The sequence below is a fragment of the Desulfonatronospira sp. genome (assembly GCA_003563255.1).
Taxonomy (GTDB): Bacteria; Desulfobacterota; Desulfovibrionia; order Desulfovibrionales; family Desulfonatronovibrionaceae; genus Desulfonatronospira.
Genome location: PWSL01000365.1, coordinates 1 through 16,421, shown reverse-complemented (window position 1 = coordinate 16,421; position 16,421 = coordinate 1). Strand labels below are relative to the sequence as shown.

The window sequence follows — 16,421 nt, the reverse complement described above, 5'->3', positions numbered from 1 at the left end:
GGGACAGGCACTCCGGGACCCACTTGAGCATCATTTTGTGCTCAAATCGACTCATTTTTTGGGACAAGCGGGTCCCGGAAGAGCCAGTCCCCGTGCTACATGCAAAGCGCTAAACAGATACTCTGGCAAGGTTTTTGTTTACAGACAAATACCAGGATTCAAAATGTCCGAAGTCTTGGTTAATTTAACTCCTTGATTTCTTTATCTTTACTTTTTACCTTTTACCTTTAACTCTTCACTCTCAAGACATTAAAATGATTTGACAAACATTATAGACCCTGTGCTGTCGGGAATAAGTATTGGATGCTCATATGAAAGCTTGCGAAATTCATTTACAGCCTTGCGCACTCCCTGATATCGTCCGTAATCATGACAAATGATTACCCCGCCGGGTGACAGCCGTGGATAAAAAAAACGAAAGCCTTCCAGCGTACTTTCATACTGATCGGCATCAAGATGCACAAATGCAAACTGCAGGTTGTTACAGTCAGCTGCTGACTCAGGAAAAAAGCCCTTGTGGATGACCAGATTATTTGCATGGCCAAGAAGATTTTTTACTTCAGCCTCTGATGTATCAGAAAGAGTTTTTTGTTTTATGTGGTCAACATACAGCTCTCCATCCTGGTCTGCACAGGCGTTGTCAGGGTGTCCCTGGAAAGTATCAAAAAGCCTGAGTGTTCTTGAACCGCAGGAATCCAGTAAGACCTTGGCTGTATGACCTCTGTACACGCCAAGTTCAGCAAAATCTCCTTGAATATTGTTTTCAATAATATATTTAGATCTTTCATGTAAAAAGAAAATCCTGACAAAGTCTGGCTTTGACCTGTACTGTTTCTGGGTTTTGTATACTTTAACAAAGTCTTTGTATTCCTGTGCAGGCACAATGTGACTCGGATAGGCTTTATTGTCTTTATCATTTTTTAGGCAAATTGGACTTACAGTAACATATCCAAAGTGTTCTGCAAGTCTTGGTATTTTATTTCTAATGTGATTTATTATCTTTTTTTTAAAAAGGCCCATTTTCTTTGCTACCTAATATATTGGTTGAGTGCACGATTTGTCTGTTATGGTAACAGTTTAGCCCTTTTTAAGGAAAGCAGGGGACAGGCACCCCCGCACTAATTTTTCTGAAGGATGCGTGACAGGTTTTAAAAATAAGTGCGGTGAGAGCCAGTCCCCATGCTACATGTAAATGGCTAAACTGTTACCAAAAATTTATTCCAACCTTTTAAATTTCTGTCCTGTTGTATGCTTTGCCCTGGATAAGGAAGGCATTTCTGTCAGTCTTAACTTGGATAGTATCTTCAAAAACTTGAGATAAAATGGACGAAGCAATTCAGACTGGTAATATGGTGACGCAAGCATGCTGTATCTTCGCTCTATCCGTTCAATTTCCTGGTCCAGACCGTGATGTCGTTGAATGGCAGAAGAGATATGAGAATGATGTTCATAAATATTTTTAGCCACCTCAGGAAAATCTTGAGGATTACGGTAATGCCAGATTCTGCATTTACTGCTTTGCCCTCTTTTTTTTAGTGCCAGATCAGTAGGAAATGTATTCCAGACATAGTTGACGGACAATACCCTGATGTCTGGATTCTCGAAAATTGCCCGGGCCAATGCAGGTTGATCGCTTTTTTTACCCATTTCCAGAAAGTATTTTTTCCAGTCTGCAAGTAATCTTTGGGCCGACTTGTTATTGCGGAAGAAAACTACCCCTCCGTTCCACATGGGAAACTCGCTGCCATGAATATCTTGAGAAATTCTGTAGTCTTTCACCGAAGGATGCGGGTTCAGCTTGAGGACAACATCAAAGCGCTCAAGGCATGATAAGATGGGACTTAAATCCCCCCGGACTTCTGTGTCGCAGTCCAGATATGCACCTTTGATAAAAGGAGCATATTCAATAATGCTTGTTTTGATGTGTCTGTTGAATTTATTTTCAAGATTTTCTTCATGTATATGGTCAAAGTATGTATTCAGACGTTCCTTGTGTGAAATTTTTAAATTAGTAACGACGGTGCAACTGATATCTGGATTATGTTTTTTTGCAGTATATGCAGAATATGCTGCCATTAATAAATACTCATAGCCAAAAGCTACGTAGATAAGGCCATTTTGTGTCATATTATCATGATTCATAATATTGGTTGTAATATAATCAATATGTATCTATTTAGCGCTTTTAAGGAAAGCGGGGGACAGGCACTCCCGCATTTATTTTTCTAAAGGATGTTTGACGGAATTTTAAAAATTAGTTCGGGGAGAGCCAGTCCCCTTGGCACATGCAAAGTGCTAAACAGATGCATCAATATCCTGTATTGGTGCATGATCTTAATCCGCATGAAAACAATAACCCTGCCCAGACTGGTAAAAAAGCGTGGGTCATAAAATTGGAGTTTGTCAACCCTATGAGCAGCACATAAAGCGAGGTCATGAGACAAAATATAAACAAGTGCTCTGGAATATCTCTTTTTCGATATCCAGTTACCACCCCTTTGATGAGAAAAAAAAGTATTAGAGACAAAACAGAAATGCCAAATAAACCCAGTTGGAAAGAAAGCATAAAAAAATCATTGTGGAAGTGGCTTTGATCGAAATGCCAATCATATTTGTCTCTCAGCTCATGGTGGTTATTGATAGCTCTTAATGATCTCTGGCCCCATCCGAATGGGGTGGCAAAGGCTTTGTTTTCCAGAGACCACATGTACATCTGGATCCGGACTCCTAAGGCAGACTCTTCGCCCCGGTCTTCAAAAAAACTGTCAACCAGATGGAATTCTCCAGCAACTAGATGGGACAGATTTTTGCTTTCGATGGAAAAACGTTCTTCTATCCGGTCAAATTGGCTGGCTGTGAAGATGCAAATTAAGATTAATATCACGGTTGGAATGGCTAGATTTTTCAAGATCAACTTTCTATGATCTCCGGAAATCAGGATTAAAGCTATGATGCCCAGAGGGATGGCCAAAGCAACTGCTATCCACATGGTTCTTGAGGCTATGACGAAAACACCAATAGCAAAGATAGCTGTTATTATAACAAAGACAGCATAGCCGGTGAAATAATATCTGGAAGTCCACAAAGGATCAGGCAGAAAACTTTTGCCCAGAAGAACCGATCCAGTCAGTAGAAAACCAATCCAGGTTCCATATCTTGCTGTTCCCATTCCCAGATGATCTATGTGGGGCCTCATGCCGTCAAACATTAAAGAGATTGTTTCTCTGTCCAGCATCCAAGGCAGGCTTGACAGCGCAAACCCCAAACATAAAATTAAAAACGCGTTGCGGATAGAGGTGTAGTTGGTTCCTATCCACCAGGCAAGTCCGACATACAGGCAGAACCTGGCCATACTTTTGGCCTCATTGATGTGGGTGTGCTGGGGGAAATTAACATTACCCACATGGGTGGAAATCATCAGGGAAACGGCAAAAGCGATCATGAGCCAGAAAAGAGGCTGGCGTACAAGCACCCCCCACCAATGCCGTATGGCCAGGAAAAAGGCGATGATAAGCATTGTTTCGCCGTTGCGGTGCAGATCCCAGACCAGATTGATGTTGAACAGAAACAAAAACAGTCCGGCCAGTCCCAGAGTCTCCACGTAGATGTTGTCTGTCCTTTTGAGAGTGGAGGACCGGGGGAAAATTTTGATCAGCAGGGCATGAAGCAGCTGAATGAAACGCAGGGGAAAATACAGTATTTCAGCTGCGTTGCGGGTACATAATGCAGTGGACATACGATTACTAAAAAAATGTGTTTTTGCAGTCGCATATTTTGAGGTTATCTCTTGGAAGAGATTTGACATGGCCTGTTTTAGCCCCTTTCATGCCGCGAGTCAAAGATCTTTTCCATTGCCAGGGCCATGTCAGAAGCGGAAAACCGGTCCAGCACCGCCTGTTGTCCAGCCAGGGCAATTTCCGGCAAAATATTTTTTTGCTCCAGGCATGCCAGCCTGAGAAGATCGACCAGTTTTTTTTTATGGCCATGATCGACCAGGAATCCGTTGTTTCCATGATCGATAATATCCCCTGCTCCGCCAGCCGGGGTGGTGATCACCGGAATTTTGAGATACATGGCTTCAAGCAGGGCATTGGATATTCCCTCATTGTCTGAAGCCGAAACAAACAGATCCGCTGTGCACAGCAACGGGTAAGGATCATCAAGAAAACCAGTAAAAAAAACCTGGTCCTGAATGCCTAATTCAGCAGTTAACTGCTTCAACTGTCTTTCCAGTTTACCCTCCCCCATGATGACAAGCCCCGCATTCACTCCAGGGTGGTCTATAATAAAGCTGGCAAAGGCCTTAATCAGGAAGTCGAACCCCTTCCGGGATATTAGCTGGCCGCTGGATACAACAGTAAAAGGATATGGCTTTTCCCGGACTTCCAGGCATGAGTTTTCAAGCTTTTCTGTGTCCAGACCGTTATAGATCAAGTGAATCTTCTCCGGGTCAATAAAGCCGGATTGCAGCAATTTTTCTCTTATGGGTCGGGCGTTGACTATGATTCCGTGAACATAATTTTGAAAAAAATATCTGTAGATGCCTGAATCAGGGATTTCCCATACTATTCCGCATCTGAGGAAGTAGCTGCTTCCGGCTAAGCGTGCTGCCAGAGCGCCCATCATGTAAAATTTTCTGTGGGTGGACACCACAATATCTATTTCGTTCTCACGGATATATTTAGCTAATCTATACAGACCAAAAGGATCCACTCTGCCGGCAAAAAAGAATTGTTTTTTGCTGACAGAGAACCTGTCTCCAACATTTTTGCTGCGATAGACGACAAAAACCTGATGAGCTTTTGCCAGTTCATGAGCTGCCAGCGAGCACCATTTTTCGTTGCCGCCCCAGATTTTTGATGTACATACAAAAAGAATATTCATGTTTTCAGTGTGATCGGTGGTACGGCTATGCCGTACCTGTGCTTGTGCTTGGCCGCCCTTTTGCGATGATAGGGCTGGATATGTGTGATCACCTCCTCAAGCGTGCGGGAAGTATTGAGAACATAGGCCTCGAGAAAATCATGTATCAGGTCCTCGGTATCCAGGATTTCGAAAATGTCCACGCAAAATCTGGCCAGATCCCTTGCATAACGTGAATCCCGGGAAGATTTAAGCGATCCCGATGAATCCAGATCCACAAAATAGATTCTATCGAGCCTATCGGGGTTCAGCATTATGTTTTTCCACTTCATGTCGCCGTGAAAAAAACCAGCCCTGTGAAGTCTGGCGATTTCACCGGCCAGATATTTTATTAGGTCCAGTTTACTATCAGGATTATCGGTGTTTTTTATAATCGACTGCAATGTTTGCGTATGAAGCAGGGCCTCACTGATAAAGTAAGTTGCTTTGGGCCTGCCGTTGAAATCCCTCACTGCTGCGAATGGCCGGGGTACTGAGATCCCTGACCGGATCAACTCCATGGAAAGATTGAATGCTTGAAGCGCCCGGTCTTTGACCAATGGCCTGAACAGTCTCTGCCACCTGTTGAGTTTGAACCTTTTGACAAAAAGAGTTCTATTTTCCGTCCCGACTACAAGCCCTGCATCACGAGTACAGCTGGCCTTGAGCTTTACAACCGCCCGCTCAAACCATTCACTGGGGGTCTGGCCGGAATTGATAAAATTGACTGCTGCATCGTCTATGTATGAGAGATAAAGGTCATTAAATCTGCGTTGAACTAACACATTGTTATTCATTTTGTTTGATTATCACTCTGTCATGCCTGTGTTGATGTATCTGTTTATAAAAGGGCTGAACTGATACGCCATACTCAAGGCCTATATTGTATAGACTCGAATATTTCGAAGTCCTGAGAATATAGACGCTTTATTGCTTGCCGTTCTTCCGGGCGGTAGTATTCTTGCAACAGATCTTTGGCTCCTGTTACCTTTTTCTTGAAATCAGGCAAAATAAAGTTGTCAGCACCGAAAATCCGCTCATAAAGATTCTTGAGATCGGGGACAAGGTTTTCGACCTTGCCCGCGAAATCCAGCTGGTTGAAACCGATCATGTCGATGTAGCAGGACTGCGGGATCCAGTGGGGATCGTCCATTAGTCCACCCTGTTCCAGGTAACGGATGAAATCGGTAAAATAAATTTCATTATCAGTATTCACTCCCAGACGTTTACAGATCATTTTTTTATATTTTGCCTTTCTCCCTCCCTGACCACGGGAGATCTTCTGCAGATAGGCAGAAAGAATCCGGGTAAAAGGGTTGCGGACAAAGCAAAATTTATAATAGCCGGCCAAGACTTCCCTGGCCCGGCCGAAGCCCAGCGAAGTCGGGGTCTTGAAGGCGATTTTCTTGGCCTCCGAGGCGCTGTCGATTTTCTCACCAGTAATGTTATGATGCAGTGACAGGCTGATTACAGTGCTGGCATTTTTGGGAATGCGGACAAAAACAAACCTGTATTCATGATTGATACCGATGCGGTGGTTGGTGTGAACAGAATATGAACGCCATCTCTGTGCCGGGTCCATGATATAGAAAGGACTGCACAAGGTATATATGTTGCGGATCCACTTTACAGGAAAGTTCATGTCTAAGAGTCCTTCAGTGAGTCCACTTTGTAAGATTCCCTTCTGGAAAGCTTTGCTGGCTTCCAGCGGTCATGCAGCCAGAGCCATTCCTGGGGATATGTGCTGATGAAATTTTCCAGTGCTCTTGTATAGCGAATGGTCAGGGTCCGGATGTCTTCCCTGGTACAGGCCAGATCGCTGGTCTGGATTTCTTTGATTTCCAGAAGGTACTTACCGTTCTCCAGCATTCGACATTTTTCCACGAATAGAGGAACTCCGGCCTTAAGAGCCAGAAAGGCCGGACCCAGGGACACACTGGCCTGACGGCCTAAAAAATTTATACTAACTCCGGTCTTACGTTTGGCCTGGTCTCCAAGGATAACCAAAACGCCTCCTGATTTCAAGGCTTTAAGGCCTTCCCGAAGCGCTCTCTCCTTAAGGATGGTCCTGTTTCCGTGTAGTGTGCGCAAGTGATTGAGGGTCTTGTCCAGCCTCTTGTTTTTTAAAGGCTTAACGATAAGGTGAAAAGGCCTCATGAGAAGCCCGGCACACACACCTATAGTCTCCCAGCTGCTCAAATGGGCCGAGACCACCACTGCTCCGCGGTTTTGAGCCAGGGTATTGGATACGACCTCATCAGCATGAATGTCGAGCAATTCCCGGGCATCCTGTTCATCCCGGATCAGAGGAATACGCAGAAGTTCAAGCACATTTACGGCCTGGTTGACATAAGTCTGTCGAGCTACTTGCTGGATCTCTGTTTCTGTTTTTTCCGGGAAGGCCTGTTTCAGGTTGTTTATCACCAGGTTGCGTCTGATTCTTAACCCGTCACAGGCCAGGTATCCAAGCAGTCTGCCGAGTTTCAGGGTTTGCTCCCTGGACATTTTTCTGAGCAAATGTCCCATAAGCACGAACAGCCAGGCTGTAATGGGATAGCTTGTGCGTTTAGCAGCTTTTTTGAGACGTTTTGTGATACTTTTCATCCCTGCCTTGAGAGTGTAAAGTTCGTGGTTCTATAACCATTCAGGGGGGTGCCGGAATCACGCCTCTGGCGTGACTGGGGACAGTCCCCGCGACACCTTTCATGCACAAATTTAATATGACAAACGCTAAGTTGTGTGAACCTTCATAGATAGTACTTAGCGGGGACAGTCCCCAGACCTGGTGCCAGCGACCAATACCGATGACCCCCTGAATGGTTACGTGGTTCTTATGCGCTTAGCACAAATTTCGGAACAACATGTTGTTTCATTCTCAAAGTAAGCCAGGAGGTTTTACCCACGGAACACACGGAAGGACACGGAAGGACACGGAAGTTTTTTACAGCGTTCCTGAGCAACGCAAATTCCGTGTATTCCGTAGGCAGACTCTTTTGCCCCGAAAGGGCCTCTTTTTCAGCGCAGGACAGCGCGCTTCGTTCCACAGGCTTATAGGCAAGATTATTAAAATGGGCAAGGCCCTTGACATGTGGTCAATTAAATACAAAAAGTACAGACGCGAAATTTTGTTAAGCTGCATAATTATTACTTAGCGGGGGACAGTCCCCAGGCCTTGTGCCATCAGTCATCACCGAGGACCCCCTGAATGGTTACGGAAGACTTATGGATTATTATAATTTCGGGGAGCCGGTCTCCATCCAGCTTAAATAAAGTGTCGCTGTAGATATAAACAGCCAGCCGGAAAAAATTAAATGGAAGATGAAAGCAAAAAAGACAAAGTAAAATATAATAAACCCAGGGGGGATTCATGGCCGCTTATCAAGCGATGTCTGGGTTATTTCCGGCCTTACAGGTTATATATTTTTATTTCCCTGATCTCCCTGGGGATTGTCGCCGGCAGTACCGCCGCCGCGGCATTCCTGGTCAAGCCGGCTCTGGACGATATTTTCATCGCCCAGGACGAGCGGGCACTGAGGGTCATCCCCTTTCTGCTTTTTCTGGCAGTTGTGTGCATGAGCATTTTCCAGTTTCTTCAGCGGTACCTCATGCACTCCTGCGGCATTAAGGTGCTGCAGACTTTGCGCAACGAGATGTACTGCAAGTTTACCGCTCTGCCGGTGAATTTTTTTGACCACAACAGGGTGGGCATGCTCATGTCCAGGATCGTCAACGATGTCAACCTGCTGAAATCCAGCCTGCCCCATTTCATTGATCTCATCAAGGACTTTCTGACCATGCTGGGCCTTCTGGTGGTGGTGTTTTACCAGGATGCCCAACTGGCCCTAATCTCCCTGGTCATCTATCCCCTGGCCGTATATCCGTTTATTCATTTCAGCAATAAGATACGCAAGCTGGGGCGGAAAAAGCAGCTCAGGCTGTCCCATATTACCGGCTTTCTCCAGGAGACTCTGAGCGGGATCAAGGTCATCAAGGCCTTTGCCGCAGAAACGCGGGAAAGTCAGAGCTTTGCACATGAAAATAAGAGATTGACAGACAACTCTCTGAAACAGCTCAAGTACAATTCTCTGGCCACACCGGTCATGGAAGTCCTGGGAGCCGTTGGTATGGGGCTGATCATCTGGTACGGAGGAAGCAAGGTTATTGCCGGAGACACCACCCCGGGAACCTTTTTTTCCTTTCTCACCGCTTTGTTCATGCTCTACAAGCCCATCAAGAAGTTGAACAAGACCAATCTGCATATCCAGCAGGCCCTGGCCGGAGCCGAGCGGGTTTTTCAGGTCCTGGATTCCGATGAAATCACAGAAGAGCGTGGAGGAAATGTGCAGCTGAAGCCTCCCTTCCAGAGTCTGGAGATGAAGAAGGTAACTTTTTATTACCCCGGCAGCGGCAAGCCTGCTTTAGAGAATGTAAACCTGAGTATCGAGCGGGGACAGAAGATTGCTATTGTCGGACCCAGCGGGGCCGGCAAGACAACACTGATCAATATCCTGCCCAGGTTCTACGTCCAGCACCAGGGGGAAGTGTATATCAACGGCCTGCCCACGGGGGAATACACTTTGCATAGTCTGCGCCGGTTCATGGGGATTGTGTCCCAGGACAATTTTTTGTTCAACACAACGGTTCGAGACAATATCGCCTACGGCCTGGATTACGCGGACCAGTTGCAGGTGGAGGCCGCGGCCAGGGCCGCTTTCGCCCATGATTTTATTATGGAGCTAAGCGATGGTTACGACACAGTCCTTGGCGAGCGCGGGGTCAGGCTTTCCGGGGGGCAGAAACAGCGCATCACTATTGCCCGGGCCATATTGAAGGACCCGGCCCTGCTTATTCTGGACGAGGCCACATCAGCTCTGGACACCGAGTCCGAGCGCATTGTGCAGCAGGCCCTGGAAAACCTCATGCAAAAACGCACCAGTATTGTGATCGCCCACAGGCTTTCTACGATTTTGTCCGCGGACAGCATAGTGGTCCTGGATCAGGGACGTATATTGTCCCAGGGCAGTCATGAAAAGTTACTGTACAAGTGCTCTTTATACAAGAAATTATATGAAATGCAGTTCCAGGATCAGAACGCGAGCCTGGAGGGCGATGCTGGAGAGAGAGAATGAATACCATGAGTGTTACAGAAAACCGGGACAGCTATGTAAGCAATCCAGTCGGGGCATCCTGGATCTTTTCCAGAACCCCCAATGTCTATTTTTACCCTCGAATGCTTTGCACCGTTTTCCGGTCCTGGACCAAGGCCAGGTGGAAGGGGTTTACGGATCATGACTGGATCTTGAGAAGCGTGGACATTTTGCGGCATCTGGAAAGGGTGGGCTGCAGGTTTATTATCCGGGGCAAGAAAAATTTCATTGACCTGGATGAGCCCTGTGTGTTTGTGGGAAACCACATGAGCACCCTGGAGACTTTTGCCCTGGGAGCGGTTATTTGTCCGCACAGGCAAGTGACCTTTGTGGTCAAGGAGGGTTTGGTCCGCTACCCGGTATTCAAGCATATAATGATTTCCCGGGACCCGGTGGTGGTAAAGCGCGTAAACCCCAGGGATGACTTTAAGGTTGTTATGGAGGAGGGCCTGGACAGACTGCAGCGCGGGATCTCGGTGGTGGTTTTTCCCCAGGCAGAGAGATCCAGGGACCTGGATAAAAAGCGCTTTAATTCCATGGGAGTCAAGCTGGCCCGCAAGGCCGCGGTTCCAGTGGTACCCCTGGCCCTTAAGACCGATGCCTGGGAGCAAGGCGGTATTGTCAAGGATTTTGGAAAAATCAGGCCCAACAGGCCCATCCGCATGGATTTCGGACCGGCCATGCAGATCCAGGGAAACGGTAAAGCCGAGCATCAGGTGATTGTGGACTTCATTGCCTCCAGACTGGACAGGTGGAAGGAATTCGAAGCCTGGTTCGGTTGAAAATGAAACAAGATTGTTGTTTCGAAATATGTGCTAAGCGCCTAGGCTTTTTCCGCGACCCTGCGCGGAAAAAGAGGCCCCTTCGGGGCAAAAGAGACGGCCCACGGAATACACGGAATTTCACGGAATATTCGTTGCTTCGCAACGCTTTAAAAACTTCCGTGCCCTTCCGTGTGTTCCGTGGGCAAAACCTCCTGGCTTTCTTTGAAAATGAAACAACATGTTGTTTCGAAATATGTGCTAAGCGCTTAATTTACTTTTTCTATCCTGGTTATCCAGGATTTTGCAGGCAAAGCACGCCGCCCCGAAGCCGTTGTCTATATTGACCACAGATATGCCCGGTGCACATGAGGTAAGCATGGCCAGCAGCGGGGTTATGCCTCCCAGGCTGGTGCCGTAGCCAACGGATGTGGGTACGGCCACAATGGGTACCGGACACAGCCCCGCCAGCACAGAGGGCAGGGCACCTTCCATGCCGGCTATGATAATCAGGATCTCTGCCCTGGAGATCTTGGGCAGGTGTGGAAAGAGCCTGTGCAGGCCAGCTACTCCAACGTCTGATACCAGCCCGGGGGTATGCCCGAAAAAATCCAGGCAGGCGTAGGCCTCCAGGGCCACGGGCAAATCCGCTCCTCCGGCGGATATTATCATGGCCCTGGCTTTTCCGTTCCAGGGATTATCCAGGTCCATGTCATGATTGAGCACAAAGAGTCCGGGGGCCTGGAAGAATTGCCCCTCTGGAACTTTCTGTGCCAGCTCCTGCCCAGCCCCGGTGTCCAGGCGGGTCACCAGAGCTTTGCCCTGTGTTCGGGCCAGGTGCTTTACTGCGCTGAAGAGTTGGGCCATGCTTTTGCCGGCCCCGAATATCACTTCCGGGATTCCGGTCCTGATGCCTCGACGCAGATCCAGGTTCAGCCCCTGCCCGGTCTCCAGGTAGGGCTCCAGGCCGATAAGTTCCAGGGTCTCATCCACAGTGGCGCGGCCTTCAACAAGATCATGCAGCACACAGGCAATCTCTTTTCTTTGCATAAAAAACCTCAAACCCTGTACCTGTAAAACAGGGCTGAAATGTTACCAAGTCAGTTTACCGGGAGTCAGCAACGTACTCAAATTTAATGAATTTTATTGGTTCAGGAGCATAGATATACATTGAAAAATTAAAGCAATGCCTGTATATTGCCTCCGACATGTCTTCAAAACGCATTCTTTTTATTGCCAGATCCGAACTCATAAGCCCGGTTTTGTCCAGGCTGAGGGACGAGGGGTACGAGCTGCTCATGAGCGAAAGCCTGGATGGGGCCCTGAAAATTATCAGGCATAAAAGCCCGGCCCTGGTATTTTCCCAGGTCTCAAGGCAGGCTTACAGGGTCCAGGATCTCCTGGATGCCCTGGACAGCGAGGAGCAGCAGCGCAGGATAATAGTCATTGCAGAGCAGGGCACTGCCCAGGAGGCCCAGCAGTTGCTGGAAGCCGGTGCCGGGGATTACTGGCTTGCTCCCCTGGAATGGGAAAAGGTCAAGACGATCCTGCCAGGATCCGCACAGAAGCGATGCCAGACCAGGATAAACGTCTCAAAGCCCAGGGGTCACTACATAATCGGTTCGCATCCAGCAATGCAGAAGGTTCTGGCTCTGGCCAGGCAGGTTGCGTCCTCCAGGGCCTCAGTTTTTATAAGCGGTGAATCCGGTACAGGCAAGGAGATGTTTGCCAGGTTCCTGCACAACAATAGTCCGCGTTGTGACGGGCCCTTTATAGCAGTCAACTGCGCAGCGCTGCCGGAACACCTGCTTGAAAGCGAACTTTTCGGTCACGAAAAAGGGGCTTTTACCGGCGCCATCAGCAGGAAAGTGGGCAAATTCGAAATGGCCCACCAGGGCACCATTCTGCTGGACGAAATATCAGAAATGGATCCGGCCCTGCAAGCCAAGCTTCTGAGGGTGCTGCAGGAAAGCGAAATTGACAGGGTGGGAGGCACTGATACGGTCCCGGTGGATGTGCGGGTCCTGGCCACCACCAACCGCAATATCGAGGAGTGTGCCCGCAAGGGAGACTTTCGCCAGGACCTGTTTTACCGCCTCAACGTCATCCCCTTGAGACTGCCCCCCCTTCGGGAAAGAAGAGACGATATTCTGCTTCTTGCAAATCATTTTATTCGCGATTTCAGCACCCAGTACGGGCTGCCCCCCATGGAGCCGGATCAGGAGGCTGCCAGATGGCTATGGGAATATGACTGGCCGGGCAATGTCCGGGAACTGCAGAACCTGATGGAAAGGGCGGTGCTTCTGGCGGGCTCAGCAGGGATAATACGCACCAGACATTTTCTTCTGGAGGACGAAGATCTGCAAAATATTCTGGAAGAACCAGAAAAAAGCTCTGGAGAAGATGTCTCAGGTTATTTCCAGCCCGAAGTAAAGTCAGATGGTTCTTTTAGAGATGACGACGAAATTTACCCCATTTATGAAATGGAAAAGCGCATGATAATAAAAAGCTTGAAAAAAACCGGTGGAAACCGGACCCAGGCCTCGGACCTGCTGGGGATTTCCGTGCGTACGCTGCGTAATAAACTCAGCGAATACAAAAAGCAGGGCCTGATTATTACATAACAGCCATCAAAGGAGAATTTATGTCCGTTTTGAATCCCCAGGTGGCGGATTACCTGGAAAAGGCCTCCTGGATAAGGAGAATGTTTGAGGCCGGCAGTGAGCTGAAGCAGAAATATGGACCTGAAAACGTGTTTGATTTCAGTCTGGGAAATCCGGATCTTCCCCCTCCTCCGGAAGTGGGGCAGGCACTCGAAGAGCTTGGACGCAACGCAGACAGGCCCTATGCCCTGGGATACATGCCCAATGCCGGTCTCCCCGGGGTACGCAAGGCTCTGGCCGGGGTGGTTTCCAAGGAGCAGCAGGTAAAGTTGGCTGATGAAAATATTGTGGTTACCTGCGGGGCAGCTGGCGGCATCAATGTTTTTTTCAGGGCGGTTTTGCGCCCTGGGGATGAGGTGGTCTGCCCGGCCCCATTTTTTGTAGAATATTCTTTTTATACTCAGAATTTCCAGGGAACCTTCGTTCCGGTGCCGTCCAAACCTGTCAGTTTTGAAATGGATCTGCAGGCCATGCGCAGTGCCATTACTCCAGATACCAGGGTGATTCTGATCAATTCACCCAATAATCCCAGTGGACAGGTGTACTCAATAGAAGAACTACAGGAGCTGGTGGATATCATCCAGGAAAAAAGCAGCGAATATGGTCATCCCATAATGCTCATATCTGATGAACCCTACCGTTTTCTGACCTATGACGATACTGTGGTTCCACCGGTTATGGCTCTTTATCCCTACAGCCTGGTGGTCAGTTCCTATTCCAAAAGCCTGTCCATGGCCGGTGAGAGGGTGGGTTACCTGGCGGTGCACCCGGAAATGCCCGGTGGAGATGAGTTGTTGCAGGGCCTGAATCTCACCAACCGCATCCTGGGCTTTGTAAACGCTCCGGTCATCGGGCAGATTCTTCTGCAAAAGGCCCTGCACGTCACGGTGGACACTGAAATTTATGCCTCCAGAAGGAGGGCCATGGCTGAAATCATGGACAAGGCGGGGCTGGAGTTCTCCCTGCCCAGAGGCGGCTTTTACTTTTTTCCAAAGGCACCCGGGGGGGATGACCAGAAATTCGTCCGGGAACTCTTTGAGGAAAATATTCTGGCCGTACCCGGGTCAGGGTTCGGATACCCCGGGTTTGTCCGCTTTTCTTTCTGTGTCTCTGAGGAAGTCATCCGCAGGGCAGAGCCTGGACTTGTGCGGGCGGTTGCCGGTTCCGGCACCCCCTGAATGCTTACAAAAAAACGACAAGGTCGAAACAGCCTGGACAGGTTATGATATATGTCAGGATGGAAAAGTTCCGTCATTCAGGGATTGACAGTCTTTCCCCGCAGGTGGCCTGATCGGCGCTGCTTGACTTGTGCCTTGTTCCAGGCTAATAAGTAGTGTTTTTCTGTCTATATCCAAGGGTAATGCAATATAAATGTTTGACAGTCTATCAGAGCGGTTAAATACCGTCTTTAAAAAGCTCAAGGGCCATGGCCGGCTGGATGAGCAGAATATCCAGGCCGGCATGCGGGAAGTGCGTCTGGCCCTGCTGGAAGCAGACGTCAACTACAAGGTGGTCAAGGAGTTTACCCAGCGTGTCAAGGATCGTGCCCTGGGCCAGGACGTGGTCAAGAGCCTGACTCCCGGCCAGCAGGTGGTTAAGATTGTCAAGGAGGAGCTTGAAGAACTCCTGGGCGGCGAGCAACAGGGTCTGGATCTCAAGGCCAAACCCCCGGTGGTCATCATGATGGTGGGGCTGCAGGGTTCGGGCAAGACCACTTCCGCGGGCAAGCTGGCCCTGTACCTGCAGGGCCTGAAGTATTCGCCTTACCTTGTACCGGCTGACGTATACCGGCCTGCCGCCATTGACCAACTGCATAAATTGGCCCAAGACCTTAATCTGCCGGCCTATCCGTCAACTTCCAGTGACAACCCTGTCGATATTTGTGTCCGGGCTCTGGAAGAGGCCAGACAGAAAGTACATACAGCCGTCATAATAGACACTGCAGGGCGTTTGCACATAGACGTAGTTCTCATGCAGGAACTGGTCTCCATCAAGGAAAAGTGCTCGCCGCACGAGATACTTTTCGTGGCGGACGCTATGACCGGTCAGGACGCGGTTACCGTAGCTCAGCGCTTCAATGACCTCCTGGACATCACCGGGGTGATTCTAACCAAGATGGAAGGAGATGCCAGGGGCGGGGCGGCCCTTTCAATAAAGTCCATTACCCAGAAGCCCATCAAATTTGTAGGCACCGGAGAAAAGCTAACCGACCTGGAAGCGTTTCACCCAGACCGGGTTGCTTCCCGTATCCTTGGCATGGGAGATGTCCTGACCCTTATCGAAAAGGCCCAGGAAGACATGGACCAGGATGAAGCCAGGGCCATGCAGGAGAAATTCCAGAAATCCAAATTTGACCTGGATGATTTCCGCAAACAGATGGGCCGTCTGAAAAAAATGGGTTCCATTGAAGGGCTGCTCAAGATGATACCTGGCATGGGCAAGATGCGGGACAAGCTAAAGGATGTCCAGATGCCTGAAAAAGAGATGGCCAAGATGGACGCGATTATAAACTCCATGACCCCCAAAGAGCGTAGCAACCCCAAGCTTTTCAACGCCTCCCGCAAGCAGAGGGTGGCCCGGGGCAGTGGAACTACTGTCCAGGATGTGAACCAGCTTTTAAGCAATTTTGACCAGATGCAGAAGATGATGAAAAAAATGATCGGCAAGGACGGTCAGCCCCAGCTGGATATAAATTCTCAGGGCATGCCCGTTCCCGGAAGGACAAAAACCAGACGTAAAAAAGTCAAGCGCAAAAAAAGGAAGAAATAAAAAACTGGACAAAACAGTATTTAAGTATATATTTTTTCAGAAATATAACACTACAGCGAAGTATCTGTTTAGCGCTTTTAAGGAAAGCAGGGGACAGGCACTCCGGGACCCACTTGAGCATCATTTTGTGCTCAAAATGACTCGATTTCTGGGACAAGTGGGTCCCGGAAGAGCCAGTC

13 protein-coding genes are annotated in these 16,421 nt (G+C 48.5%); 5 read left to right on the top strand and 8 right to left on the bottom strand.

All coding sequences use genetic code 11. The features are described 5' to 3' along the window. Positions 1-249 precede the first annotated feature (249 nt). The 7 genes from QZP87_RS10745 to QZP87_RS10715 form a co-directional block, all read right to left on the bottom strand. The gene (locus tag QZP87_RS10745) at positions 250-1,020 is read right to left on the bottom strand and encodes a TylF/MycF/NovP-related O-methyltransferase (protein ID WP_291322922.1); all 771 of its coding nucleotides are present in this window, start codon (positions 1,018-1,020) and stop codon (positions 250-252) included. Positions 1,021-1,215: 195 nt separating this feature from the next. Beyond that, positions 1,216-2,142, bottom strand: a complete 927-nt coding sequence (locus QZP87_RS10740) for a putative nucleotide-diphospho-sugar transferase (RefSeq protein WP_291322921.1) — start codon at positions 2,140-2,142, stop codon at positions 1,216-1,218. Between the two features lie 166 nt (positions 2,143-2,308). Next, positions 2,309-3,472: an O-antigen ligase family protein gene (locus QZP87_RS10735; protein ID WP_291322920.1), complete on the bottom strand. Its 1,164-nt coding sequence runs from the start codon at positions 3,470-3,472 to the stop codon at positions 2,309-2,311. A gap of 341 nt (positions 3,473-3,813) precedes the next feature. Further along, on the bottom strand, positions 3,814-4,884 hold the full coding sequence (locus QZP87_RS10730) for a glycosyltransferase (protein ID WP_291322919.1): 1,071 nt from the start codon (positions 4,882-4,884) through the stop codon (positions 3,814-3,816). Next, complete coding sequence (locus QZP87_RS10725) at positions 4,881-5,699, bottom strand: lipopolysaccharide kinase InaA family protein (protein WP_291322918.1); 819 nt, start codon at positions 5,697-5,699, stop codon at positions 4,881-4,883. Before QZP87_RS10725 ends, QZP87_RS10730 begins: the two co-directional genes overlap by 4 nt. A 74-nt stretch (positions 5,700-5,773) precedes the next feature. Further along, positions 5,774-6,544 (bottom strand): sulfotransferase family protein, encoded by a 771-nt coding sequence (locus tag QZP87_RS10720; RefSeq protein WP_291322917.1) that lies wholly within the window; start codon positions 6,542-6,544, stop codon positions 5,774-5,776. Between the two features lie 2 nt (positions 6,545-6,546). After that, a complete protein-coding gene (locus QZP87_RS10715; protein ID WP_291322916.1) occupies positions 6,547-7,506 on the bottom strand; it encodes a lysophospholipid acyltransferase family protein in 960 nt (319 codons plus the stop codon). Positions 7,507-8,213: 707 nt separating this feature from the next. Between QZP87_RS10715 and QZP87_RS10710 the strand changes: the two genes are divergently transcribed. After that, on the top strand, positions 8,214-10,031 hold the full coding sequence (locus QZP87_RS10710) for an ABC transporter ATP-binding protein (protein ID WP_291322915.1): 1,818 nt from the start codon (positions 8,214-8,216) through the stop codon (positions 10,029-10,031). Beyond that, positions 10,028-10,831, top strand: a complete 804-nt coding sequence (locus QZP87_RS10705; RefSeq protein WP_291322914.1) for a lysophospholipid acyltransferase family protein — start codon at positions 10,028-10,030, stop codon at positions 10,829-10,831. The genes QZP87_RS10710 and QZP87_RS10705 overlap by 4 nt, the downstream gene beginning before the upstream one ends. Positions 10,832-11,071: 240 nt before the next feature. Here QZP87_RS10705 and larB read toward each other — a convergent pair whose 3' ends face one another. After that, a complete protein-coding gene (gene larB, locus QZP87_RS10700) occupies positions 11,072-11,860 on the bottom strand; it encodes a nickel pincer cofactor biosynthesis protein LarB (protein WP_291322913.1) in 789 nt (262 codons plus the stop codon). 158 nt (positions 11,861-12,018) lie between these two features. Here larB and QZP87_RS10695 point away from each other — a divergent pair, with 158 nt between their 5' ends. The 3 genes from QZP87_RS10695 to ffh all read left to right on the top strand — a co-directional run bounded on the left by QZP87_RS10695 (position 12,019) and on the right by ffh (position 16,242). Continuing rightward, positions 12,019-13,434 carry a sigma-54 dependent transcriptional regulator gene (locus QZP87_RS10695; RefSeq protein WP_291322912.1) on the top strand — a complete coding sequence of 472 codons (1,416 nt, stop codon included), beginning with the start codon at positions 12,019-12,021 and terminating at the stop codon, positions 13,432-13,434. Between the two features lie 20 nt (positions 13,435-13,454). Then, positions 13,455-14,651, top strand: coding sequence for a pyridoxal phosphate-dependent aminotransferase (locus QZP87_RS10690; protein WP_291322911.1), 1,197 nt, complete (start codon positions 13,455-13,457; stop codon positions 14,649-14,651). 193 nt (positions 14,652-14,844) lie between these two features. Then, the gene (ffh, locus tag QZP87_RS10685; protein WP_291322910.1) at positions 14,845-16,242 is read left to right on the top strand and encodes a signal recognition particle protein; all 1,398 of its coding nucleotides are present in this window, start codon (positions 14,845-14,847) and stop codon (positions 16,240-16,242) included. The last annotated feature ends 179 nt before the right edge of the window (positions 16,243-16,421 follow it).